The 24,739-nt window shown below is 65.7% G+C and carries 20 protein-coding genes and 2 tRNA genes; 8 read left to right on the top strand and 14 right to left on the bottom strand.

Annotated elements, in window-relative coordinates; all coding sequences use genetic code 11:
- Positions 1–3,330: an isoleucine--tRNA ligase gene (ileS, locus tag ACSQ12_RS12450; RefSeq protein WP_436065601.1), complete on the bottom strand. Its 3,330-nt coding sequence runs from the start codon at positions 3,328–3,330 to the stop codon at positions 1–3.
- 328 nt (positions 3,331–3,658) lie between these two features.
- Here ileS and ACSQ12_RS12455 point away from each other — a divergent pair, with 328 nt between their 5' ends.
- Positions 3,659–4,684 carry an endonuclease/exonuclease/phosphatase family protein gene (locus tag ACSQ12_RS12455; RefSeq protein WP_436065602.1) on the top strand — a complete coding sequence of 342 codons (1,026 nt, stop codon included), beginning with the start codon at positions 3,659–3,661 and terminating at the stop codon, positions 4,682–4,684.
- An 8-nt stretch (positions 4,685–4,692) separates the two neighbouring features.
- On the opposite strand, the gene ACSQ12_RS12460 is transcribed toward ACSQ12_RS12455, so the two are convergent.
- Positions 4,693–5,454, bottom strand: a complete 762-nt coding sequence (locus tag ACSQ12_RS12460) for an SDR family oxidoreductase (protein ID WP_436065603.1) — start codon at positions 5,452–5,454, stop codon at positions 4,693–4,695.
- Between the two features lie 93 nt (positions 5,455–5,547).
- Between ACSQ12_RS12460 and valS the strand changes: the two genes are divergently transcribed.
- On the top strand, positions 5,548–8,169 hold the full coding sequence (valS, locus tag ACSQ12_RS12465; protein WP_436065604.1) for a valine--tRNA ligase: 2,622 nt from the start codon (positions 5,548–5,550) through the stop codon (positions 8,167–8,169).
- Between the two features lie 440 nt (positions 8,170–8,609).
- On the opposite strand, the gene ACSQ12_RS12470 is transcribed toward valS, so the two are convergent.
- The 6 genes from ACSQ12_RS12470 to ACSQ12_RS12495 form a co-directional block, all read right to left on the bottom strand.
- Positions 8,610–9,224, bottom strand: coding sequence for a mycothiol-dependent nitroreductase Rv2466c family protein (locus tag ACSQ12_RS12470; RefSeq protein WP_436065605.1), 615 nt, complete (start codon positions 9,222–9,224; stop codon positions 8,610–8,612).
- A gap of 67 nt (positions 9,225–9,291) precedes the next feature.
- Positions 9,292–10,581, bottom strand: coding sequence for an ATP-dependent Clp protease ATP-binding subunit ClpX (clpX, locus tag ACSQ12_RS12475; protein WP_209744138.1), 1,290 nt, complete (start codon positions 10,579–10,581; stop codon positions 9,292–9,294).
- Positions 10,582–10,778: 197 nt separating this feature from the next.
- Positions 10,779–11,438 carry an ATP-dependent Clp protease proteolytic subunit gene (locus ACSQ12_RS12480; RefSeq protein WP_043482275.1) on the bottom strand — a complete coding sequence of 220 codons (660 nt, stop codon included), beginning with the start codon at positions 11,436–11,438 and terminating at the stop codon, positions 10,779–10,781.
- Between the two features lie 36 nt (positions 11,439–11,474).
- The gene (locus tag ACSQ12_RS12485) at positions 11,475–12,086 is read right to left on the bottom strand and encodes an ATP-dependent Clp protease proteolytic subunit (protein ID WP_209744133.1); all 612 of its coding nucleotides are present in this window, start codon (positions 12,084–12,086) and stop codon (positions 11,475–11,477) included.
- A gap of 256 nt (positions 12,087–12,342) precedes the next feature.
- Positions 12,343–13,755, bottom strand: a complete 1,413-nt coding sequence (gene tig / locus ACSQ12_RS12490) for a trigger factor (RefSeq protein ID WP_209744130.1) — start codon at positions 13,753–13,755, stop codon at positions 12,343–12,345.
- 66 nt (positions 13,756–13,821) lie between these two features.
- A tRNA-Pro gene (locus tag ACSQ12_RS12495) sits at positions 13,822–13,896 on the bottom strand.
- Between the two features lie 157 nt (positions 13,897–14,053).
- Between ACSQ12_RS12495 and ACSQ12_RS12500 the strand changes: the two genes are divergently transcribed.
- Positions 14,054–14,127: transfer RNA gene (locus ACSQ12_RS12500), tRNA-Gly, on the top strand.
- A gap of 58 nt (positions 14,128–14,185) precedes the next feature.
- Here the strand turns inward: ACSQ12_RS12500 and ACSQ12_RS12505 are convergent.
- The 3 genes from ACSQ12_RS12505 to ACSQ12_RS12515 all read right to left on the bottom strand — a co-directional run bounded on the left by ACSQ12_RS12505 (position 14,186) and on the right by ACSQ12_RS12515 (position 16,738).
- Positions 14,186–15,103, bottom strand: coding sequence for an Fpg/Nei family DNA glycosylase (locus tag ACSQ12_RS12505; protein ID WP_436065606.1), 918 nt, complete (start codon positions 15,101–15,103; stop codon positions 14,186–14,188).
- On the bottom strand, positions 15,103–15,597 hold the full coding sequence (locus ACSQ12_RS12510; protein ID WP_209744124.1) for a ribose-5-phosphate isomerase: 495 nt from the start codon (positions 15,595–15,597) through the stop codon (positions 15,103–15,105). The genes ACSQ12_RS12505 and ACSQ12_RS12510 overlap by 1 nt, the downstream gene beginning before the upstream one ends.
- A 154-nt stretch (positions 15,598–15,751) precedes the next feature.
- Positions 15,752–16,738 carry a hypothetical protein gene (locus ACSQ12_RS12515; RefSeq protein WP_436065607.1) on the bottom strand — a complete coding sequence of 329 codons (987 nt, stop codon included), beginning with the start codon at positions 16,736–16,738 and terminating at the stop codon, positions 15,752–15,754.
- Between the two features lie 146 nt (positions 16,739–16,884).
- Here ACSQ12_RS12515 and pepN point away from each other — a divergent pair, with 146 nt between their 5' ends.
- Positions 16,885–19,437, top strand: a complete 2,553-nt coding sequence (gene pepN, locus ACSQ12_RS12520; protein WP_436066995.1) for an aminopeptidase N — start codon at positions 16,885–16,887, stop codon at positions 19,435–19,437.
- 8 nt (positions 19,438–19,445) lie between these two features.
- Positions 19,446–19,925, top strand: coding sequence for an OsmC family protein (locus ACSQ12_RS12525; protein ID WP_436065608.1), 480 nt, complete (start codon positions 19,446–19,448; stop codon positions 19,923–19,925).
- Here ACSQ12_RS12525 and ACSQ12_RS12530 read toward each other — a convergent pair.
- Positions 19,922–20,905: an NAD-dependent epimerase/dehydratase family protein gene (locus ACSQ12_RS12530; RefSeq protein ID WP_436065609.1), complete on the bottom strand. Its 984-nt coding sequence runs from the start codon at positions 20,903–20,905 to the stop codon at positions 19,922–19,924. The genes ACSQ12_RS12525 and ACSQ12_RS12530 overlap by 4 nt on opposite strands.
- Before the next feature lie 108 nt (positions 20,906–21,013).
- Here ACSQ12_RS12530 and ACSQ12_RS12535 point away from each other — a divergent pair, with 108 nt between their 5' ends.
- Both ACSQ12_RS12535 and ACSQ12_RS12540 read left to right on the top strand, forming a co-directional pair.
- Entirely contained in the window at positions 21,014–21,679 is a 666-nt protein-coding gene (locus ACSQ12_RS12535; RefSeq protein WP_209744109.1) for a mechanosensitive ion channel family protein, read from the top strand.
- Positions 21,680–21,681: 2 nt separating this feature from the next.
- Positions 21,682–22,137 (top strand): globin, encoded by a 456-nt coding sequence (locus tag ACSQ12_RS12540; protein ID WP_390246080.1) that lies wholly within the window; start codon positions 21,682–21,684, stop codon positions 22,135–22,137.
- A 65-nt stretch (positions 22,138–22,202) separates the two neighbouring features.
- Here ACSQ12_RS12540 and ACSQ12_RS12545 read toward each other — a convergent pair whose 3' ends face one another.
- Both ACSQ12_RS12545 and ACSQ12_RS12550 read right to left on the bottom strand, forming a co-directional pair.
- A complete protein-coding gene (locus ACSQ12_RS12545; RefSeq protein ID WP_436065610.1) occupies positions 22,203–22,910 on the bottom strand; it encodes a Pr6Pr family membrane protein in 708 nt (235 codons plus the stop codon).
- A gap of 42 nt (positions 22,911–22,952) precedes the next feature.
- Positions 22,953–23,612: a hypothetical protein gene (locus tag ACSQ12_RS12550; protein ID WP_436065611.1), complete on the bottom strand. Its 660-nt coding sequence runs from the start codon at positions 23,610–23,612 to the stop codon at positions 22,953–22,955.
- Between the two features lie 63 nt (positions 23,613–23,675).
- On the opposite strand from ACSQ12_RS12550, the gene ACSQ12_RS12555 reads away from it, so the two are divergent.
- Positions 23,676–24,656: an acyl-CoA thioesterase gene (locus ACSQ12_RS12555; protein ID WP_436065612.1), complete on the top strand. Its 981-nt coding sequence runs from the start codon at positions 23,676–23,678 to the stop codon at positions 24,654–24,656.
- The last annotated feature ends 83 nt before the right edge of the window (positions 24,657–24,739 follow it).

The raw sequence follows: 24,739 nt of genomic DNA on the forward strand, positions 1-24,739 counted from the left end.
TTAGGCCTCTACTTTTTCTGCCGCGGTCTTGACAACACTGACCTGCGGTTCATTGACATCGGCCGGGACGGTGTCCAGCTTTACCGTCAGTGTTTCGGTCTTGACGAGCTCCGCGTTCGCCAGCAAAGCATCGACGACGTCCTGCTTCGCGGTAACAGTGGTGTGGATCCGGTCGCTTACGTTGAGTCCGGCGTCCTTGCGGGCCTGCTGGATGGCGCGGACCATGTCGCGGGCGGCACCCTCGGCTTCCAGTTCCGGGGTGACCTCGGTGTTGAGGACCACGAAACCGCCGCCGGGCAGGACCGCCGCCGCGCGGGATCCTTCTCCTTCCGCGGCTTCCGCCACAACCGTCTCCAGTGTGTACTCCTGCGGCTCCAGCTCAAGCCCGCCGGCCGTCACCACGCCAGCTTCCGAAACAGACCAGTCGCCGGATTTGGAGCCCTTGATGGCCTGCTGGACGTTCTTCCCCAGGCGCGGGCCCGCTGCCCGGGCGTTGACCACGAGCTTCTGTTCGATGCCGAACTCCTCCGGGGAGGCGCTGTCGGCGTCGAGCAGGCGGACGGAACGCAGGTTCAGTTCATCGGCGACGACGGCGGCGAAGCCTTCCAACGCGTCCGCGCCGGGTGCCACGACGGTGAGCTCCTGCAGCGGCAGCCGCACGCGCAGGTTGGCGGCCTTGCGCAGCGAAGATCCGGTGGAGCAGATCTGCTGGACGCGATCCATTGCTTCCACCAGGGAAGCGTTGGCAGGGAACAGCCCGGCGTCCGGCCAGTCGGCCAGGTGCACGGAGCGCCCGCCGGTGAGGCCGCGCCAGATCTCTTCGGAAACCAGCGGCAACAGGGATGCCGCCACGCGGGAGACGGTTTCCAGCGCGGTGTATAGCGCATCGAAGGCGTCAACGCTCTCGTCGAAGAAGCGCTGGCGGCTGCGGCGGACGTACCAGTTGGTGAGCATGTCCAGGTAGCTGCGCAGTTCGTCGCAGGCGCCGGAGATGTCGTAGCTGTCCAGCTGCGCGGTCATGTTCCGGACCAGGTCCCCGGTGTTGGCCATCAGGTACTGGTCCAGGGTGTCGGCGTAGCCGTCATAGCGCAGCTTGGCGTCATAGCCGGCACCGCCGGCTGCCGCGTTCGTGTACAGCGTGAAGAAGCTGTACACGTTCCACAGCGGCAGGATGACCTGGCGGACGCCGTCGCGGATACCCTGCTCGGTGACCACCAGGTTGCCGCCGCGCAGGATGGGGCTGGACATCAGGAACCAGCGCATGGCGTCGGAGCCGTCGCGGTCCAGGACCTCGGAGACGTCCGGGTAGTTGCGCAGGCTCTTGGACATCTTCTGCCCGTCCGAGCCCAGCACGATGCCGTGGCTGATGACGTTGCGGAAGGCAGGCCGGTCGAACAGCGCGGTGGACAGGATGTGCAGCATGTAGAACCAGCCGCGGGTCTGGCCGATGTACTCGACGATGAAATCAGCCGGGTTGTGGGTGTCGAACCATTCCTCGTTCTGGAACGGGTAGTGGACCTGGCCGTAGGGCATGGAGCCGGAGTCGAACCAGACATCCAGGACGTCCTCGACGCGGCGCATGACGGACTGGCCTTCTTCCGGCGTGCGGGGATCATCCGGGTTCGGGCGTGTCAGTTCGTCGATGAACGGCCGGTGCAGGTCAACCTGCCCGTCCTTGTTCAGCGGCAGCCGGCCGAAGTCTGCTTCGATCTCGGCGAGCGAGCCGTAGACGTCGGTGCGCGGGTATTCGGGGTCGCTGGACTGCCACACCGGGATGGGGCTGCCCCAGTAGCGGTTGCGGCTGATGGACCAGTCGCGGGCGTTGGCCAGCCACTTGCCGAACTGGCCGTCCTTGACGTTGCCGGGGATCCAGTTGATCTCCTGGTTCAGTTCGGACATGCGGTCCTTGAACTTGGTGACCTCGACGTACCAGGAAGACACAGCCCGGTAGATCAGCGGGTTGCGGCAGCGCCAGCAGTGCGGGTAGCTGTGCTCGTAGCTGGCCTGGCGGACCAGGCGGCCCTGGGCACGCAGCACCTGGGTGATGGGCTTGTTGGCCTCGAACACCTGCAGGCCAACGATGTCGTGCAGGTCGCCGTGTGAGAAGAGCGGCAGGAACTTGGCGCCCTCGTCCACGGACAGCACCACGGGAATGCCGGCCTCTTCACAGACCTTCTGGTCGTCCTCACCGTAGGCGGGTGCCTGGTGGACGATGCCGGTGCCGTCGGTGGTGGTGACGTAGTCCGCCACCAGGAAGCGCCAGGCGTTCTCGGTGCCGTACTTTTCGGTATCGCTGAAGTCGTTCCAGAGCGGCTGGTATGCCAGGCCGGCGAGTTCGGCGCCCGTGTACGTGGCGGTGACCGCGGCTTCCGCCTCCTCAACGCCGGCGGTGCCGTCGCCATAGCCAAGGTCCTTCGCGTAAGCGCCCAGCAGGTCTGCGGCGAGCAGGAAGCTGCCTCCGACCGGGGCATCCGGGGACGCCGCTTTGATGCCGTTGGGTCCGGCCGGAAGCACCGCATAGGTGATGGACGGCCCGACGGCGAGCGCCAGGTTGGTGGGCAGTGTCCACGGCGTGGTGGTCCAGGCGAGCGCCTGGACTCCGGCAAGCTGCCGGGACAGTTCCGACTCCCCCGCCGTGATGGGGAAGGTGACCGTGACGGTCTGGTCCTGGCGGTTCTTGTAGACGTCGTCATCCATGCGCAGTTCATGGTTGGACAGCGGGGTCTCGTCCTTCCAGCAGTACGGCAGGACGCGGTAGCCGTTGTAGGTCAGGCCCTTTTCGTGCAGCTGCTTGAAGGCCCAGAGCACTGACTCCATGTACTCGACATTGAGCGTCTTGTAGTCGTTGTCGAAGTCCACCCACCGGGCCTGGCGGGTGACGTAGCTCTTCCACTCGTCCGCGTACTTCATCACGGAAGCGCGGCAGGCGTCGTTGAACTTGTCAATGCCCATGGCCTCGATCTGGGTCTTGTCCGTCATGCCCAGCTGCTTCATTGCTTCCAGTTCGGCGGGGAGCCCGTGGGTGTCCCAGCCGAAGCGGCGCTCGACGCGGCGGCCCCGCTGGGTCTGGTAACGGCCCACCAGGTCCTTTGCATAGCCGGTCAGCAGGTGGCCGTAGTGCGGCAGGCCGTTGGCGAAGGGCGGGCCGTCGTAGAAGACGAATTCGTTGGACCCGTCTTTGCCCGCTTCGCGCTGGTCGATGCTCGCCTGGAAGGTGCCGTCCTGGTCCCAGTACTTGAGGATGCGCTCTTCGATCTCCGGGAACTTCACAGAGGCGGAAACGCTGCTGGTGCCTGACGGTGCGGCTGAGGCCTTGGGGTAATAGGTCATCTCGACATCCTGGGTTGAGCTAGTGAACAAGTGGATCATTCAGGATGCGAGGACGGCCCGTACGCTGTTCTGCAACAGCACCGGCACCGCGGTACCACCTCACTTACCGTCGCCGGACCCCCGTTGAGGGAGAGCACCGGCGTCGGCCGCTCATTGCTGCTGTGACGGGCTTACCCGTCCGGTTCTACTGCTCCGGGTTCCTGCGCTGGCAGGGGTCCGAAGGTTCTTCCGGAAGCTCACCGGTGATGGCCGGGTCGAAGCTGATACTCGATTCTACCCGGAGTTGCAGTGTTCTTCCGTAACCGGGGGCGTGCCTAGACTCAGGCGTATGACTTTCACTGCCCCGGCCGCTGCCGGAGTCCGGCCACGTAGCCGCTGGTCCGCCGTGTGGGCGGTGCCCGCCGTGCTGTTGACCCTGCCGGTTGCGGTCCTCTCTGTGGTCCGCGCCGTCCCGGCGGAATGGCCCACCCTGGCCGTCCAGCTCCAGTCCTTCACTCCATGGCTGGTGGTCCCGGCCGGCGCCGCAGTGCTCCTCGCAATCCCGGGGCGGCGCCGTTTCCTCGTCTGGATGACGGCAGCCCTGGCGGCCGTCCAGCTCTTCTGGCTGTTCCCGCTGGACCACGGCCGGAGCATCACGGAGGCCGGAGCGCCCGCGGCGAAGCTGACGGCGATGAGCATCAATTCGGAGTTTGGCCAGGCGGAGGCGGCCGGCATTGTGCGGCTGGTCCGGGAGAACGGCGTGGGGCTGCTGACGGTGCAGGAGCATTCGCAGGCGCTTGAGGACGGGCTGGCCGCTGCCGGGCTGTCCGGCCTGCTGCCCAACAGGATCAGCTCTCCAACGGACGACGGCGCCGGCAGCGCCATCTACTCGGCCCACCGCCTGGAAGCGGTTGGCGTCCTGCCTGACACCCCGTTCCATATGCCGATCGTCAGGCTCACGGTGGAAGGCGCGGGTGCGCCAGCGGTCCTGGAGGTGACGAACGTCCACGCGCTTCCGCCGGTGGACGTGCGTGTGGACCAGTGGCGCAGCGACCTGGCTGCCCTCGCCCGCCTGTCCGCGCGGCCGGGCAACCGGCTGCTGATCGGTGATTTCAACGCCACGTACGATCACGCCGAGTTCCGCGCGCTGCTTGACGCCGGGCCGGACGGCCGGAAGATGGTCGATGTGGGAACAGCCGCCGGCATGCGGCTGGTGCCCACCTGGCCGATGGAGGGTCACCGGCTGCCCGGCATTGCCATCGACCACCTGGTGACCAGCCCCGGCATCGCCGCTTCCGGCTACGCGGTCCACCGCGTACCCGGAACCGATCACGCCGGTGTGCTGGCGACGCTGAGCCTGCCGGCGGGCGGATAGTCCCCGGCTCAGCCCTGCTTGCGGATGAGCTTGTAGTTGGCAGCCTGCGCCACGGGCCGGATCACGATCTGGTCAAGGTTGACGTGGTGCGGCGCCGTGACAGCGTAGCGGACCACATCGGCCACATCCCCGGCCGTGAGCGGCTTCTCGACGCCCTGGTACACCTTCCCGGCAGCCTCCTCGTCGCCCAGCCTGTTGAGGGCGAACTCCTCTGTCTGCACCAGGCCGGGAGCCACTTCGATGACACGGAGGTTGTTTTCCACTTCTTCCAGCCGCAGTGCTCCGGTCATGGCGTGCTGGGCGAACTTGGCAGCGTTGTAGCCGGCGCCGCCCTCGTAGGCGGAGAGTCCCGCCGTCGAAGTCAGGTTCAGGACTGTTCCTGACCCGCAGGCCCGGAGCATCGGAAGGAAGGCACGGGTCAGTTTCATGGTGCCCAGGACGTTCACGTCAAACATCCATTCCCAGTCCTCGGTTTTGGCATCCGCGATCCGGTCCGCGCCCCGCGCACCGCCGGCGATGTTGATGAGGGTGTCAATCCCGCCGGCCTGCGTCACCTCGGCGAGGAGGCGTTCCACGTCAGCGTCGTCGACGATGTTCGCCGGAATCGCTGTGGCCCCGGTGGCTTCGGCGAGTGCGGCGAGCCGGTCAGCCCGGCGCGCGACGGCAAAAACAGTCCACCCTTCGGCCCGCAACGCGCGGACAGTGGCCTCGCCGATGCCTGTGCTTGCTCCTGTAACTACTGCTGCTTTCGTGCGCATTTCCTCAGTCATGGCACCACCCTAGCGCCGGAGGAAGCCGAGCAGCGCACGGGTTAACGGGATACTGCTGCAAGGCGGGGCCGGGGATCATGAAACAATTGCTCCATGGCTGAAGACAATCAGGGTACAGACACGCCCACCACCGCCCCTATCAACGTTCCGGATAAGCCCGCCCTGGAGGGGTTGGAAGCTGCCCTGACGCAGCGCTGGCTTGACGAAGGGACCTATAAGTTCAACCGGGAGACCACCAGGGAGCAGGTCTACTCGATCGACACTCCCCCGCCGACCGCGTCGGGATCCCTGCACGTGGGGCACATGTTCTCCTACACCCAGACCGACGTCCTGGCGCGCTACCAGCGCATGACCGGCAAGAATGTCTTTTATCCGATGGGCTGGGACGACAACGGCCTGCCCACCGAGCGCCGCGTCCAGAACTACTACGGTGTGCGCTGCGATCCGGCCATCCACTACGACGCCGGCTACCGCCCGCCGGCTGAGCCCGCCAAGAACCAGCGCGACTTCGATGTCATCTCGCGCCGGAACTTCATCGAGCTGTGCGAGGAACTCGCGGTCGAGGACGAGAAGGTCTTCGAGAACCTGTTCCAGACCCTTGGCCTGTCCGTTGACTGGGACCTGACCTACCGGACCATCGATGACAAGTCACGGGCCATCTCCCAGCGTGCGTTCCTTGCGAACCTCGCCGCCGGCGACGCCTACATGGCCGAGGCCCCCACGTTGTGGGACGTCACCTTCCGCACGGCCGTGGCCCAGGCTGAACTTGAGGACCGCGAGGTCGCAGGCGCCTACTACCGCTACCCGTTCTTCACCGAAAACGGCGAGAAGCTCTACATTGAGACCACCCGTCCGGAACTGCTGGCAGCCTGCGCCGCCCTGGTGGCAAACCCCGACGACGAGCGGTACCAGCCGCTGTTCGGCAAGAAGGTCACCTCTCCCCTGTTCGGTGTCGAGGTGGAAGTTAAGGCCCACCACCTTGCCAAGGCGGACAAGGGCTCGGGCATCGCCATGGTCTGCACCTTCGGCGACCTCACCGACGTGACATGGTGGCGCGAACTCCAGCTTCCCACCCGTGCGATTGTGGGCCGCGACGGCCGCATCGTCGGTGAGACCCCGGACTGGATCACCACCGGGGAAGGCCAGGCAGCCTTCGCGGCTATCGCCGGCAAGACGGTCTTCAGCGCCAAGGAAGCAGTCGTCGAGCAACTCACCGCTGCCGGGCTCCTCGACGGCGAGCCGAAGAAAATCATGCACCCGGTCAACTTCTTTGAAAAGGGCGACAAGCCCCTCGAAGTGGTGACGTCGCGCCAGTGGTACATCCGCAACGGCGGACGTGACGAGGACCGCCGCGAACGCCTGATCGGCCGCGGCAATGAGATTGAGTTCCACCCCGCCTTCATGCGTTCGCGCTACGAGAACTGGATCTCCGGACTGAACGGCGACTGGCTCGTGTCCCGCCAGCGCTTCTTTGGCGTGCCCGTGCCGGTCTGGTACCCGCTCGACGCCGACGGAAACCCCGACTATGACGCCCCGGTCCTGCCGACCGACGAACAGCTCCCGGTCGACCCTGCCGCTGACGCCGCCCCCGGGTACGAAGAAGCCCAGCGCGATCAGCCCGGCGGCTTCACCGGCGACGCCGACGTCCTCGACACCTGGGCCACGTCCTCGCTGACGCCGCAGATCGTAGGCGGCTGGAGCACGGATGAGGACCTCTTCGCCAAGGTCTACCCGTTTGACGTGCGCCCGCAGGCCCACGACATCATCCGGACGTGGCTGTTCTCCACTGCCGTGCGCGCCGATGCCCTGCAGAACACCGCACCGTGGAAGCACGCGGCCATCTCGGGCTGGATCCTCGACCCGGACCGCAAGAAGATGTCCAAGTCCAAGGGCAACGTGATCGTCCCGACCGACGTCCTCAACGAGTACGGATCGGACGCCGTACGCTACTGGGCGGCCTCGGCCAAGCTCGGGGCGGACACCGCCTACGAGATCGCCCAGATGAAGATCGGCCGCCGCCTGGCCATCAAGCTCCTCAACGCCTCGAAGTTCGTCCTGAACCTCGGTGCCACGGAAAACTCGGTGGTCTCCACGGACCTGTCGGTGCTCACGAACCCGCTGGACCGCGCCGTGCTGGCGCAGCTCTCGGACGTCGTGGCACAGGCCACCAAGGCCTTCGGGAACTACGACTACGCCCGTGCCCTGCAGATCACCGAGAGCTTTTTCTGGCAGTTCACGGACGACTACGTGGAACTCATCAAAGACCGGGCCTACGGCGCCGCAGGCGAGGCCGAGCAGGCGTCAGTGCTGGCAGCCCTGGCCACCACCCTCGATACCCTGCTGCGGCTGTTCGCACCGTTCCTGCCCTTCGCCACCGAAGAGGTCTGGGGCTGGTGGCGCAGCGGCTCGGTGCACCGTGCCGAGTGGCCGTCCGCCCTGGAGGTGTCCGACGGCGACACGACCATGCTCGCGACTGTGGGAATTGCGCTGAGCGGTATCCGCAAGGCCAAGTCAGAGGCGAAGGTCAAGCAGCGCACTGAGGTGCTCTCCGCGACGATCACCGCCACTGAGTCGCTCACCACGCAGCTGAAGGCCGGCCTTGCAGACCTGAAGGCAGCCTCCAATGCGCGCGAACTGACCCTTGTGGCAGGCGAGGGAGAACTCACCGTCAGCGACGTTGTGCTGGCCCAGCCGGAAGACGCGCCGGGCGCTTAGCCGTTCAACGGCTACCGGACACACGTGAAGCCCCATCAGCGTTCAACGCTGGTGGGGCTTCTGTCTTTGGCGGAGTCCGTTGCTTTAAGTCGGTTCACCCTGTTTTCGGGCAGTTCACCCTGTTTTTGGGCAAAGGGGAAGCCCCATCAGCGTTTTGCCGTTGGTGGGGCTTCGACTTTTTCGATTGTCTCGTGACGTCTGTGACAATCTGGCGGAATCCTCGGAATTTCAGGTCTTCCTACCTCGTCACTGGTAGCCAGCTTCTGACTTTGCCGAAGGCTGCGTCGGATGCGTGTCACTGAATCTTTGGTTTCCGTGTCCCCCTTCTTTCGAAGTGGGTAAGAACTATTGTTGTCCCACCCAGGGGGATTAGCAAGGGTGCCGAAAGAACTACAAGGCAGTAATTCCCACGGCCCGCAGGGAGGCCGCCAGGGGGACCGTCAGTTGAATTCGGGGCGCTCTGTGCGGCTGCGCTTGATCTCGAAGAAATGCGGGTACGAAGCCAGGGTCACCGCGGCGTCCCACAGGCGGCCCGCTTCCTCGCCGCGGGGAATGCGGGTCAGCACCGGGCCAAAGAATGCCGTGCCGTTGAAGGCCACTACGGGCGTTCCCACATCCTGTCCCACGAGGGAGATGCCCTCTTCGTGGCTGGCGCGGAGCTGCGGGTCGAAGGCGTCTGAGGATGCTTCGGCCGCGAGGCCTGCCGGGAGGCCGCACTCCGCCAGCGCTTTGCTGATCACGATGCCGAAATCCTTTTCGCCCCCGTCGTGGATGAGGCTGCCCATTGCGTCGTAGAGGGGCTTGATGACCTGGTCACCGTGCTGCTCACGGGCGGCGATGATGACGCGGACCGGACCCCATGCCTTGTCCATTGCCTCTTGGTATCCCGGGTCCAGCTCGCGGCCCTCATTGAGGACGGCAAGGCTCATCACGTGCCATTCGGTTTGGATATCGCGGACTTCCTCCACCTCGCCCACCCAGTGGGACGTGATCCAGGCGAAGGGGCACAGGGGGTCGAACCAGAAGTCGGCTTTGCTCACGGCGGTTTCAGGCACGGAAATCTCCTCGTAAAGTCATCAGGGGGCGGCGCACTTCAGGCGCACGTCTACCTAGAGCGACGAACTAAGCGGATTTATTCCGCCGCTTCGCCACCACGTCGTGGGCGATCATGGTGGGCGGGGCCTTTTTTGCCACGACATCCGCGGTGATCACAACGCTGGCGATGTCGTCCCTGCTGGGAAGATCAAACATCACGGGGAGGAGCACTTCCTCCATGATGGCGCGAAGTCCGCGGGCACCGGTGCCCCGTTCCAGGGCCTGGTCGGCGATCATGTCCAGCGCGTCGTCGTCAAAGAGCAACTCCACGCCATCCAGCTGGAACATCTTCTGGTACTGCTTCACCAGTGCATTCTTGGGCGTGGACAGAATTTGGATCAGGGCCGGCCGGTCCAGGTTGGAGACCGTGGTGATGACGGGAAGACGGCCGATGAATTCCGGGATCAGCCCGAACTTGAGCAGGTCCTCCGGCATGACCTCGCCGTAGGAGTCGGAATTGTTCTTGACTTCGTTCAGCGGAGCACCGAAGCCGATGCCCTTGCGGCCGGAACGGGAGCCGATGATGTCCTCGAGTCCGGCGAAGGCTCCCGCAACAATGAACAGCACGTTGGTGGTGTCGATCTGGATGAATTCCTGGTGCGGGTGTTTCCGGCCGCCCTGCGGGGGCACCGAGGCCACCGTGCCTTCCAGGATCTTCAGGAGGGCCTGCTGCACGCCCTCGCCGGAGACATCCCGGGTGATGGACGGGTTTTCGCTCTTTCGGGAGATCTTGTCGATCTCGTCGATGTAGATGATGCCTTGTTCGGCCTTCTTGACATCGTAGTCAGCGGCCTGGATGAGCTTCAGGAGGATGTTCTCCACGTCCTCGCCCACGTAACCGGCCTCGGTCAGTGCCGTGGCGTCCGCGACGGCGAACGGTACGTTGAGGCGCCGGGCCAGGGTCTGGGCCAGGTAGGTCTTGCCGCAACCGGTGGGGCCGATCAGGAGGATGTTCGATTTGGCGATCTCGACGTCGTCGTGATGGACGCCTTCAGCCAGGCTGCCGCTCTTCGGGGCGTGGCCGGCCTGGATCCGCTTGTAGTGGTTGTACACCGCGACGGCGAGGGAACGCTTGGCCGGTTCCTGGCCGATGACGTATTCCTGCAGGAAATCGAAGATCTCGCGCGGCTTGGGCAGTTCGAAGCTGCCAAGGTCCGCTACTTCCGCGAGCTCCTCTTCAATGATCTCGTTGCAGAGCTCAATGCACTCGTCGCAGATGTATACGCCGGGCCCGGCAATGAGCTTTCGCACCTGCTTCTGGCTCTTTCCGCAGAAAGAGCACTTCAGCAGATCCGTGCTCTCGCCAATCCGAGCCATATGTGAACCCCTTAGTATCCTGCTGCTACCGCAGCACTGCACCGGTTGCTGGAATCACGGTGGGTCCGGAAGGTCCGGCCGTGACATCTTCCACTCTAGGTCACATTCGGCCTGAGAGGTGGAACCTTACGCGTTGAAAACGAAAGCCGGTGCGGTCCATTTTTCATGAACCGCACCGGCTCCGCGTGTCCTGCTGACTACCTGGTGATCGCCTGCGGCTTGATCTTGCGGGAATCAAGCACCTGGTCGATGAGCCCGTAGGACTGTGCCTCTGCGGCCGTCAGGATCTTGTCCCGCTCGATGTCGTTGTTGACCTGCTCGGACGTCCGGCCCGAGTGCTTGGCCAGCGTGTCTTCAAGCCAGGAGCGCATCCGCATGACTTCCGCAGCCTGGATCTCGAGGTCCGAGGCCTGGCCGCCCTGGCCGCCGGACAGTGCCGGCTGGTGGATCAGCACGCGGGCGTTGGGCAGTGCCAGGCGCTTGCCCGGCGTACCGGCCGCCAGCAGGACGGCCGCGGCGCTTGCTGCCTGGCCCAGGCACACCGTCTGGATCTCGGGACGGATGTACTGCATGGTGTCGTAGATCGCAGTCATGGCGGTGAAGGAACCGCCCGGGGAGTTGATGTACAGCGTGATGTCGCGGTCCGGGTCCGTGGACTCAAGCACCAGCAGCTGCGCCATGACGTCGTCGGCGGAGGCGTCGTCCACCTGCACGCCAAGGAAGATGATCCGGTCCTCAAAAAGCTTGGTGTACGGGTCCTGGCGCTTGAAGCCGTAAGGGGTGCGCTCCTCGAACTGCGGCAGCACGTAGCGGCTGGTGGGCAGGTTCCCGGCAGACGATCCGAAATTGTAGTTCATGTTCATTTCTCCTGGAATCATTTCTGTCTACCCCGGTTACTTTTCCGCGCCGCTGGCGTTTTGGGTTCCGCCGCCGCCGGCCACAGATCCCGCGTGCGCGGCGATCTTGTCGAAGAAGCCGTACTCAAGGGCTTCGGGGGCCGTGAACCACTTGTCGCGGTCGTTGTCCTTGAGGATGGTTTCCACGGTCTGGCCGGTCTGGTCCGCGGTGAGTTCCGCCATGACCTTCTTCATGTGCAGGATGAGCTCAGCCTGGATCTTGATGTCCGAGGCGGTGCCGCCGATGCCGCCGGACGGCTGGTGCATCAGGATACGGGCGTTGGGGGTGGCGTAACGCTTCCCCTTGGTGCCCGAGGACAGCAGGAACTGGCCCATGGACGCAGCGAGGCCGGTGGCGACGGTGACGACGTCGTTCGGGATGAACTGCATCGTGTCGTAGATGGCCATGCCTGCCGTTACGGAGCCGCCCGGCGAGTTGATGTAAAGGTAGATGTCCTTCTCGGGGTTCTCCGCGGACAGCAGCAGCAACTGCGAGCAGATCGCGTTGGCGTTTTCATCGCGGACCTCGGAGCCGAGCCAGATGATTCGCTCTTTCAGCAGGCGGTTGTAGATGTAGTTGTCCTGGGCTGCCGGATCGACAGTAGCCATCCGGGGGGCCCCTGCTTGCTGTGACATATGTACTTACCTCTCGCTGGCGACGGTGACGTCACGGGACGACGTCACTGAAAATCACTACTTGGACACTAACCGGTTTGGCGGCCGTTTTGTTCTCACGGATCGCGCTGTTCGCTGACGGCGCACGATTGCCCGCAACGGCACCGCAGAGCACGACACAGCCGCATTTCCGGGGTTAAACGGCGGAAGCCCCCGGATCAGGGATCCGGGGGCTTCCGTGCAACGCGTGCTAGAACTTCACTGCTGCCGGATCGTCGCTCGGCGCAGCTTCTTCGGTGGCAGCTTCGCCTTCAACGGCGTCGCTGTCGACGGCGGGGGCTGCTTCAGCCTCAGCGGCCGGCTCCTCTTCGCCGCCGGGGCGGACGAAGTCGCTCAGGTCAACCTTGTTGCCTTCGGAGTCAGTAACCTCGGCCTGGCCCAGCACGACAGCCAGCGCCTTGCGGCGGCGAACCTCGGAAACCATCATGGGAACCTGGCCGGACTGATCGATGATCTGGGCGAACTGGTTCGGGTCCATGCCGTACTGGCTGGCAGTGGTGACGATGTAGTCGATCAGCTCGTTCTGGCTGACGCCGACTTCTTCCTTGTCCGCGATGGCGTCGAGGATGATCTCGTTCTGGAAGGCACGCTCAGTGTTGGCCTTGACCTCGGCGCGGTGCTCTTCGGTGTCGTGCTCGCCGTCGCCGTGGGAGTTCTCAGCCTTGAAGTGCTGCTCCAGCTGCTCTTCAACGACCGACGCGGGAACGGGAACCTCAACGAGCTCAACGAGCTTGTCCAGGACCTTGTCGCGTGCCTCGACACCCTGCTCAACAACCTTGGATTCGGCAGCCTGCTTGGCGAGGTCCTCGCGCAGTTCAGCCAGCGTGTCGAACTCGGATGCCAGCTGGGCGAAGTCGTCGTCGGCCTCGGGAAGCTCGCGCTCCTTGACGGACTTGACCACTACCTTGACCTGGGCAGCTTCGCCGGCGTGGTCGCCGCCAACGAGCGTGGTGTCGAAGATGGCGTCCTCGTCGGCGCTGAGGCCGGTGACAGCCTCGTCCAGGCCTTCGAGCATGGTGCCGGCACCAACCTGGTAGGACAGGCCGGAAGCCGAATCAACTTCGGCGCCGTCGATCGAGGCGGTGATGTCGATCGTCAGGAAGTCGCCGTCGGCGGCCGGACGGTCCACGGACTTCAGCGTGCCGAAGCGGCCGCGGAGTTCGTCGAGCGCCTTGTCAACGTCTGCCTCGGAAGACTCGGCAGCGGCGACCTCGACCTTGATGCCGGAGTAGTCCGGCAGTTCGATCTCGGGACGGACGTCAACTTCAGCGTGGAACTTGAGTTCGCCGTCGGTCGCGGTGGGATCCGGGACCTCGGTGATTTCAACCTCGGGACGGCTCAGCGGGCGGATGCCGGTTTCCTGGACAGCCTCCTGGTACCAGCCGTTGAGGCCTTCATTGATGGCGGTTTCCAGCACGTAGCCGCGGCCAACGCGCTGGTCGATCAGCTTTGCGGGGACTTTGCCCTTGCGGAAGCCAGGGACCTGGATCTGCGAAGCAACAGTCTTGTATGCCTCATCGATGCTGGGCTTCAATTCCTCAAAGGGGACCTCAACATTGAGCTTGACCCGCGTGGGGGTGAGGTTCTCGACAGCGCTCTTCACAGTCTAAGTACTCCTGGTTTTGTGGGATGGGGTTCTGCAAACGCAATGATCTGACAAGCTGCAGAGTCGGGGTGACAGGATTTGAACCTGCGACTTCCTGCTCCCAAAGCAGGCGCTCTAGCCAAGCTGAGCTACACCCCGTAAGTGCACAGAACAGTCTACGGTCATAACGGCCGGATATGCACATTTGACACTGGGGCCCTGAATTAGGTTTAGTTATATCCGGCTCGAGCAGCCGACCGGAAGAAATGCACCAACAGCCCCTGCGGATCAGCAGCAAGGCCGGATGCCTTTCCACGGGGACGTAGCTTAATGGTAAAGCCTCAGTCTTCCAAACTGATTACGCGGGTTCGATTCCCGTCGTCCCCTCCAGGACACCACAAGAATGCCCCTCTCCGGAGGGGCTTTCTTGTTGTCCCGGCAACTTGCCTCAGGACCCCTGCTGGCACACGGGGCACCAGTAAAGCTTGCGCGCGCCAAGGTCCGTCAGTGCCACGGGGGAACCGCAGATCCGGCAGTCAAGGCCGTGCCGCCGGTAGACGAAATGGGACTCCCCGGGCGCTGGCAGGCCGGCCCCGGGTTCCGTCCAGTATCGGGGAGGCGTGGTGATGATCCTGCCGTCGCGGACGCCGTCGGACATCATGGCGACAGTGTCCTCCCAGAGCCCGCCCGCCGCGTCCGCGCCCAGGGAGCGCCCTGGAAGCCAGGGATCCAGGCCCTGGCGGAAGAGCAGTTCGGCGCGGTAGACGTTCCCGACGCCGGCGATCACCTTCTGGTCCATCAGCAGCGCCGCGAGGGGCGTCTTGCGTGCACGAACACCGGAAACGAAACCTTCCTTGTCCCCGGGAAGGTTACGCAACGGGTCGGGCCCCAGCCGGGCCAGGACGGCATCGGCCTCCGCCTCCGTGATGGCGTGGCACGTGGTGGCACCCCTGAGATCCGCCCACCCGTGGGCACCGGCAAGGCGGACACGGACGGCGCCCACCGGCGCCGGCGGCCCGGTGTATTCCGGTCCGCCGCCGGCCCCGGGGTCCGTTGCGCCGTCGTCGAACACTTCCCGCTCCCCCACCTTCCGGGGTGCGCCGATGCTGGACGCGCCCCGGAAAGTGGCGTCACCGCCGAAATCCCAGGCGCCATAGAGGCCCAGGTGCACATGCAGGGCGAGTCCGTTGTCGAAATGCAGGAACATGTGCTTCCCGTGCGCCACCGTGCTGAGCAAGGTGCGGGCGTCCAGCAGGGCCGCGCCGTCGGCGAACCTGCCCTGCGGACTGGAAACGGCGAGGCGCTGGCCGGCGAATACGTCCCCGAACTGGCGGGCCAGCCGATGGACCGAATGCCCCTCAGGCACTAGGCGATAACCTCGCCGGTGTTCTCGTAGGCCGCGATCTTGCCGATGCGGCGGACGTGCCGTTCATCGTTGCTGAATGGTTCCTGCAGGAAGGCTTCGATGATTTCCGTCGCTTCGTCCACGCTGTGCTGGCGGCCGCCGACCGCCACGACGTTGGCGTCGTTGTGCTCGCGGGCCAGGGTGGCCGTGGACAGGTTCCAGGCCAGCGCCGCACGGACGCCCTTGACCTTGTTTGCGGCGATCTGCTCGCCGTTCCCCGAGCCGCCGAGCACGATGCCCAGGGCATTGATTCCCGCAGCCTGGTCCGCCACGACGGCAAGCGCCGCGTTGATGCAGAAGGACGGGTAATCGTCCAGCGCGTCGTAGACCTTGGGCCCGTGGTCCACCACGGTGTAGCCCTTGGCCGTGAGGTGGGTTACCAGATGGGCGCTGAGCTCCATGCCGGCGTGGTCGGTGGCGATGTGGACGCGCGGAAAGTCGGAGGATGTGGTCACGGCAATGTCCGTTCAGTCATAAGCACCGGTAGGCTTCCGGGCTGCTTCGGGGGTCGGATCCAAGCGTACTAGCCCGCGGGCGCCGGCTGCCTGCCGTGAACACTCTGCGGACGCCGGGAGGTGCATCAGGCGTCGGAACCCGGATCGCGGGGGGCTATTTCCCGCCGCGCGCCCTGGCGGCCACGCGGGACAGGACGGCGGCCACCCGTTCGGCGGAATCGGCGCTGCCGCCGCTGATGGCCACCTTCTTGCCGTCGGCCCGGTTGACCACGACGGCGGGTCCGCTGCTGACCAGCATGGCGGTGGTTCCGCCGTGGTGGCGGTAGCCCCAGCCGCCGTAGTCTGCGGCACGGACAACGGCCGGCGTTGCGGAGGAAATCGCCGACGCCGGGACTTGCATCACGCGGACGAATCCTGCGGCGAATACCCGCAACCCGCTCCGGTCAACGATGACCCTGGCGAAGAGGAAGGCGGCTGCCAGCACCGCCAGCGCCACGAGGAGCGCACCCAGCCAGGGGACGGCGATGGAGATCAGGGCTGCCGGGAAGAGCGAAGCGACGCCAAGCATCACAAACACGGAACTACGTGCATGGACCCACAAGCGGACTGAATCCGCCGCCAGCTCAGGGTCGATTTCGCGGTCCAGCGCCTGCCGCACAGCGCGGTCATCATCCACCGACCACCGTTCGTCGGCCTTGAAGACGAAACCCATGATGACGCCGAGCGGCAGTGCGGCCCCGCTCCCGAGGGCAAGGACGGTCATGTCCACACGGGCTTCGCGGACGTCGGCGATTCCCGCCTGGCCCACGAGCACCGCAGCCAGCACCGTGGTGACGAAGAGGCTGACCGTCAGTCCGGCGCCCATCATGAGACGCCGCATGACGGCGGGCCGGCTCAACGGTACGGCCTGCCCCAGGACCAGCCAGCCCACCAGCGCGATGATCAGGCCCCCGAAGGTCACGAAGGCGGAGAACGGCGCAAAGCCGGCCGGTCCGGCCTCAGTCCAGCGCACCGCCATGGGGTCCGGTATGTCCGGCCGGATCAAGAGTGCGCAGACAACGAACGCGGCGGCCAGCAGCACGGGGAACACCAACGCGAACCGCAGTGCCCTGGCGTCCACCGAATCCCTGATCATTCCCATACCCCCAACGCTACTCCGCGCCGGCGCCGCGTGATCCACCTAACTTGCCATCGCCCACTGAAGTGAAAGAATAACTTCACAGTGCCGGCGATGACCGTTGCCGGCCGGCAACCGCAACCCATTCTGGAGGCCCCCCTTTGCCAGGCATGAACCTGACGCGCGCCGAAGCCCGTGAGCGCGCCGACCTCATCTCCGTTGAGTCCTACGACGTCAGCCTGGACCTGACCCGGGGCGACAAAGTCTTCGGGACTACCACGGCCGTTAAGTTCAGCGCACGGCCCGGGTCCTCCACCTTCATCGACGCGGTGACCGATAAGGTCCTCAGCGTGATGCTCAACGGCGAGGAACTCGACCCCGCGGAAGTGTCCGACGGTGTCCGCATCCAGCTCCCGTACCTGGCCGCGGAAAACGACCTGCTGGTAGTCGCCGAAGCGCCGTACATGAACACCGGCGAAGGGCTCCACCGTTTCGTGGACCCGGTGGACAACGAGGTCTACCTGTACACGCAGTTCGAAGTTCCGGATTCCCGCCGGATGTTCGCGGTGTTCGAGCAGCCCGATCTGAAGGCGAGCTTTACGTTCACCGTCACCGCGCCGTCGCACTGGGACCTGGTGTCCAACTCCCCCACGCCGGTCCCCATCGAAACCATTCCCGGCGAGGACGGCGGCGCCCGCTCCGTCTGGGAATTCGCCGCCACTCCGCGGCTGTCCTCCTACGTCACGGCGCTCGTCGCCGGCCCGTACCAGTCCGTGCGCAGCGAGGTGAAGTGCGCCGACGGGCGCGTTGTTCCCCTGGGCGTGTTCGCTCGCAAGTCGCTCATGCAGTACCTGGATGCGGACAACATTTTTGAGCTCACCCGGCAGGGATTCGAATTCTTTGAGGCGCAGTTCGGCTGCCCCTACCCGTTCGAGAAGTACGACCAGCTCTTCGTTCCCGAGTTCAATGCCGGCGCAATGGAAAACGCCGGCGCCGTGACCATCCTGGAAGGTTACGTGTTCCGCGGTAAGGTCACCGGCGCGCAGGTTGAACGCCGTGCCATCACCGTGCTGCACGAGCTCGCACACATGTGGTTCGGGGACCTCGTGACCATGCGCTGGTGGAACGACCTCTGGCTTAACGAATCGTTCGCCGAGTACATGTCCCACCTGGCTGCCGTGGAAAACACCGAGTTTGACCACGCCTGGACCACGTTCGCCTCGGTGGAGAAGTCCTGGGCCTACCGCCAGGACCAGCTGCCCACCACGCACCCGATCTTCGCCGAGATCAACGACCTGCAGGACGTGGAGGTGAACTTCGACGGCATCACGTACGCCAAGGGCGCCTCGGTGCTGCGCCAACTGGTTGCCTGGGTGGGCCCGGAGCAGTTCATGGCCGGTGTCCGCGAGTACTTCGCCAAGCACGCCTGGAAGAACACCGAGCTCAGCGACCTCATGGTGGAGCTGGAGAAAGCCAGTGGCCGTGACCTGGACCAGTGGGGCAGGCTGTGGCTGGAAACCGCCGGCGTCAACACGCTGACTCCTGACGTGGCGGTGGATTCCGCAGGGGTCATCACGTCCTTCTCCATCGTGCAGTCCGCGGTGCCCGAGCAGCCCACCATCCGGCCGCACCGGCTCGCGGTCGGCTTCTATAACGTCGCCGACGGGCAGCTTGTCCGGGTGCACCGCGAGGAACTGGACGTCGACGGCGAACGCACCGACGTGCCTGCCCTTACCGGCCTGCAGCAGCCGGATTTGATCCTGCTCAACGACGACGACCTCGCCTATGCCAAGGTCCGGCTCGATCCGAAGTCGCTGGCCACCGCGACGGCCCACCTGAAGGACTTCCGCGAGAGCCTGCCGCGGACGCTCGTCTGGGGCTCCGCCTGGGATGCGGCGCGCGATGGCGAAACACCCGCCCGCGGCTACGTCGAACTGATCCTCGCCAACATCGCCTCCGAATCCGATTCGTCAGTGATCCTGGTCCAGCTTCGCCAGCTGGCCACGACGCTCAGCTACTACGTTGCCGAAGCGCACCGGGAGAAGACGTCCGTGGCCGCAGCGGACACCCTCTGGAACCTTGCCGGTTCCGTCCCGGCGGGATCGGACGCGCAGCTGCAGTTCGTCAAGTCCTTCGCGCTGCTGGCGCGCAGCGACAGCCAGCTGGATACGGTTTCCGCGCTGCTGGACGGCTCGGCGGCACTGGACGGCCTCACCGTCGACCAGGACCTGCGGTGGGAACTGCTTGCGTCGCTGGTGGCAGGCGGCCGGGCCGGCCAGGACCGGATCGACGCCGAACTCGAACAGGACAACACCGCCAACGGCCAGAACGCGGCGGCACTGGCCAAGGCGGCCATCCCCACGGCCAAGGCCAAGGCTGCGGCCTGGGACTCCATCGTCGTGAAGGGCGAACTGTCCAACGCCCTCCAGGCGTCCGCGGTGGCAGGTTTCACCCGCGTCCTGGACCCGGCGCTGCTGGAACCTTACACGGAGAAGTATTTCGACGCCGTTCCCGGCATTGTGGCGAACCGCACCCACGCGCTCGCCCAGCAGATCGTCGTCGGGCTTTATCCGGCACAGCAGACCACCCAGGCCACCGTGGACCGGACGGACCAGTTCCTGGCTTCGCTTCCCGAAGACAGCGCCGCCCTGCGGCGCATGATGCTGGAAAACCGCGACGGCGTTGCCCGCGCGCTGCGGGCCCGCCAGGCTGACGTCGGGTAGCCAACGGCATGAGCTTCGATGAGCACCACTACGCCGTGACGGTCCGGTGGACCGGGAACCGGGGAGACGGAACGTCGACGTACCGGGGGTACTCCCGGGACCACGACATCGAAATCCCCGGGCTTCCGGTCCTCAAGGGTTCCGCGGATCCCACCTTCCATGGCGACAGGACACGCTACAACCCCGAACAGTTGCTGCTGACTGCCCTGTCGCAATGCCACATGCTGTCCTTCCTGCATGTGGCGGTGAAGCACGGCGTGGTGGTGACGGCCTACGAGGACAGCGCCGAAGGCCTGATGCGGACCAACCGCGACGGCAGCGGCCAGTTCGAGTCCGCCACCCTCCGGCCCGAGGTGACCGTTGCCGCCGCCGTGGACCCCGCGCTGTTGGAGCAGCTGCATGAGGAGGCAAACAAGGTCTGCTTCATTGCCCGGAGCGTGAACTTTCCCGTCCTGCACGAACCCTCCGTGCGGGTGCGGGAAGCCTAGCCGCGGGCTTCCACGAGCCGCTTTTCGGTGTCGGCACTGAGCCCGGCTTTCCGTTCCCGGTGCAGGCCGCGGCGGCGTTCGTCGTCGAGCGCATCCTGCAGCGTCTCCTGCCACGGCCGCAGGCTGAGGCCGGCTTCCAGCGCGGCGTCGTTGGAGCGTGTGGCAAACCCGTCGTGTCCCGCAGGGAGCCAGAGCGGCAGTGAATCGGGGCCTGCCCAGTAACTGATCCCCCGGGCAACCAGCCAGTCCTCCGGGACCGCCAGCACGCGGCCCGAATAGTTGGCTGCACGCTTTGCTTCGTCAAGGTAGTCATCGAACCCCACGACGCCTCCCACCGCGTTCAGGGCTCCGGTAATCTTCAGTCCGGCTGCCTTCAGGATCCACGCGGCGAGGTCGCGGACGTCGATGACCTGCGTCGCACTGGAGCCTGTGTCCGGAACGATGACCGGTCCTGCGTCACGGGCAAACCGGGCCGGCCAGTAGCCGTATCGGTCCGAACTGTCGCCAGGACCGCCGACCAGCCCGGCCCGGCAGAGGTGGGCCCTCCCGCCGGTGATGGCGATGGCATGGTGCTCGATGGCCGACTTCGCCTCGCCGTAGTTCTCCGGCGCGAAGCCGGTGCCCCGCGTGAGCGGGGGCAGCAAGGCTGCACTCTCATCCGCGCCGGGCACTGAATGGTCGGCGTAGACAGAGCAACTGGACACCACGGTCCAGTGCGCGGCCGTGGGCGCCAGGGCTTCGAGCGCGTCCCTGGCCTGCTCCGGGTCACGGGCCACGTCAATGACGGCGTCCCAGTCTCCTGCCGCCTCGGCGTAGGCCGGCGGCCCCATGGTGCGGTCGGCCCGCAGCCAGGCCGCTCCTTCCGGCGGGGTGGCCGCCGAGCCGCGGGCGAGGCACGTCACAGCATGGCCCGCGGCAGCTGCCTGCCGGGCAATTTCGGCCGACAGGAATGCGGTGCCGCCAAGAATCAGGATGCGCATGTGGCCACGCTACGGCGCTACTGTTGAAGGTGAAAAGAGTGTTATGCGCCCGGCGAACGCCCGGCAGCTCCGGCGAGAGCCGCTAAGCAATAAGGAGCATCCCTGCCGATGTACAGCATGTTGTCGATCACCCCGCCCGCTACCCCGGACATGTCCGGAATCAACGCCGCCGGGATCGTGATCAGCATCGGAGTGGGCGTCACAATCTGGCTCGTAGCCTCGTTTGTGATTGCCGGAATCACCAAGAGTGTGGCCGCCGGAACCACGTTCTTCAAGAAGCCGCACTTCCGCTGGGTCGCCCCTGCGCTGCGGGCCCTGGACCACGAACGCCGCGTTCAGCGGGCCAAAACGATCGGATCGCTGCTGAACAGCGTGGCGGGTGTCCTGATCGCCGTGATCACCATCATGTACGTCCTCAAGAACCTGGATGTGGACATCGCGCCGCTACTGACGAGCGTGGGCATCCTGGGTGTCGCCATCGGCTTCGGCGCCCAGCAGCTCATCCGCGACTTCCTGGCCGGCATCTTCATCACAATCGAGGACCAGTACGGCATCGGCGATGTCATCGAGACCAGCGAAGTGGTGGGCACTGTGGAGTCCATGGGCCTGCGGATCACCCGCGTCCGTTCCGACGACGGCGCCATCTGGTACCTGCGCAACGGTGAGATCCTGCGCGTGGGCAACCGCTCGCAGGGCAACTATGTCCCGCCGGCGGACGACACCGCGGACGTGCCCGACCCCGATACCGCACCCCAGCAGAAAGCCGGAGAGTAGCCATGAGCACGCCAACCCCTGAACCGCGCCAACCGAAGATGCTGATGCAGAACGATCCGTTCTCCCGTCCCGGGTACACGGACAATTTCTACGACGCCGTGGGCGGCCACGAGACCTTCGTGAAACTCATAGACGTCTTCTACGACGGCGTGGCCACCGACCCGCTGCTCCGGCCGATGTATCCGGAAGAGGACCTGGGACCGGCGAAACGGCGTTTCCTGATGTTCCTCGAGCAGTACTGGGGAGGCCCCACCACCTACGGCGAGGAACGCGGACACCCCCGGCTGCGCATGCGCCACATGCCGTTCCGCGTTACCCCCGAAGCCAAGGACCGGTGGCTGCACCACATGCGCACGGCAGTTGACGCGCTGGAACTGCCGCCGCTCTACGAGGGCACGCTGTGGGATTATATGGAGCGCGCTGCGCTGTCCATGATCAACAGCCCCTCGGACGCGTGAGGGCGGTCCACCCTCCGTGTGGACGCGTCGGCGGCAGCAGGTCCCGGCGCGGCATGGTCCGGTGATCAGCGCCGCTCGTGCCGTACCGCGAGTGCTGCGCGGGCATTGCCGGCGACGTGCAGGAGGACCGCCACGATGAGGAAGGCGACGAGCACCTGCGCCGTCGTCGCCAGCGCGGCCGGCCAGCCGCCGTCGAGCGTCGGATCAAGGAAATCGTAGACATACCAGCCGTCGACGGCTCCGCGCACCCACGAGAAAACGAGGAAGGCGGCGGGATATCCGAGCCAAACGAGCGGACGGACCTGTGTGCCCCGCACCGTCCTCGTCACGAGGAGCCAGTCGAGCGCGGCGAACAGCGGAGCCACGCGGTGGTGCGCCAGCTGTGGCCAGTACATGTCCAGGCTCCACCACGGCTCGCCCGGCGGGGCAACGAGGACCACATAGATGAGGCCCGTCATCACCAGGTACAGCGCCAACGCACCGAAGAGGCGGTCCCACCATTCCGGGAGGCGGGTGCGCGGCATGGCGGCTGATGCGACGAGCACGAGTCCCAGGACAAGGTTCGACTGGACCGTGAATTCCGAATAGAGCTGGGCGACGTCCACGTCATTGCCCGGGAGCGTCGCATCATACGTCTTCCGGACAAGGGCGATAAGCACAAAGGCGCCGACCGCGAAACGCAGCGCGCGGATCCACATTCGGTCCGGATGCAGCGCGTCGTTGAAGCCAAGGTGCCTCTCGACCGGGGGAACCAGCACCGACATGACGCTCATGCGCCCCAGTATGGCAGGCCCGTTCAGACCCTTACGAGGGTCTTAAAGCCCCGATCCGGTGCGGGCCAGGACGTGTCCGCGGGACCCGCTGAGCCGGAACCACCGCCCAGCCCGGTAAAGCTGCTGTTCACCGTCGGCCAGGAAACCGAGCGTCAGGGCCGCAAACGCGGCCCCCAGTGGCAGTCCGGCGGCACCCGGCAATTCCCTGCCCCAGACGGTGGCACGGGCGTTGTTGACGATCAGGGCGCCGGGTTTGTCGGGAATGATGGCGGCGATCTCGGTGATCCCGGCCTCGGCGGCCTGCCGCAGCGTGGCGTCCGGCAGCGCGCCGACGGACTCCCACCCCGTGCGCGGCGCGCCGACGCCGGCCCATGACTCGGTAACGGTCACCGGCGGCAGCGGCAGCTCGACGTCGTTCTCCCCTGCCCGGGCGAGCCGGTCCAGTACCGCCGAGATCGGAACGGTGACGTCGGTGTCCGCCGGCCGTGCCAGGGCCATGGTCCGCAGCCCAAGGATCGTCGGCGTCGCCTCGCCCAACAGCCTGGGCCGCAGCACGCACACGTAGGCGGCGAGCACCGGGCCGGAAGCCTGGAGGCGGATGGCGCCGTCGTCGATCGACTTGGCGCGGGTGGCAAAGGTGCGCAAATCTGCGAGGTCTCGGGGATCGGTGAACTGCAGGGACTGGGTTAGGACGTCAGACACAATATCGACTCTACCGGCTGCGCCTCTTTGGGAGGGTGCCGGGGGGACGTCTAAAGTCGAACCATGACTGAAGCCGATGCCGGACTGCCGGGGCCACCGACACAGGACCCCACCTCCTCGCTCATTGAACTCCTTGACCTCGGCGAACTTGAGGGTGCCCGGACCGATGAAGACATCTTCATGGGACCTTCCCAGCGGCAGCCGCGGCAGCGGGTCTTCGGCGGCCAGGTCCTGGCACAATCGCTGATCGCCGCCAACCGCACCGTTGATCCCGCCCGCAGCGTGCATTCCATGCACGGCTATTTCCTGCGCCCGGGGGACGCCAACAAGCCCATCACCTTCGGCGTCCAGCGGCTGCGGGACGGCCGGTCATTCTCTGCCCGACGGGTCCACGCCTACCAGGACGGAATGCCGATCCTGTCCATGATCGCGTCGTTCCAGGAGGAAGACGAGGGAATCGACCACCAGTCCCCCATGCCCGAGGGCATCCCCGACCCCGAATCGCTGCCCAGCACGGCAGACCTGCTGGGAAAGTTCGACCACCCGGTGGCACGGCACTGGGCCTACGAGCGTCCTTTCGACATCCGGCATGTGGACCCGCCGCTGTACGTTTCCGCAAACGGTGAACGGGAAGCCCGCAATGCCGTTTGGATGAAGACCTTCGGGCCCATGCCGGACGACGCCAATACACACCGCGCAGCCCTTGCCTACGCCAGTGACTACACGCTGCTGGAATCCATCCTGCGCAAACACGGACTCAGCTGGATCACGCCGGGCATGAGCGTCGCAAGCCTCGACCACGCCATGTGGTGGCACCGCCCGGTGCGCGTCGATGAGTGGCTGCTGTACGTGCAGGAATCACCGAGCGCACAGGGCGCCCGCGGGCTGGCCACGGGCAGGATATTCAGCCGGGACGGACAGCACGTCGCAACGGTGGCCCAGGAGGGCATGGTCCGGGTGCCGACCGACCTCAAGAACAAAGTGGTGGGCGCCTTCCAGACAAAGGTACTCCAGCACCAGATGCGCAAGGCCGGGAAGGACTAACCGGCCTATCCGGAGCAGGGCCGCCGGGCGACAGCGGCCGGCGGCCGGTCCGGGCTTGCACAGGCAAAAGGCCGGTTCCCGTC

It is taken from the genome of Arthrobacter sp. LjRoot14, assembly GCF_964253905.1.
GTDB lineage: Bacteria > Actinomycetota > Actinomycetes > Actinomycetales > Micrococcaceae > Arthrobacter.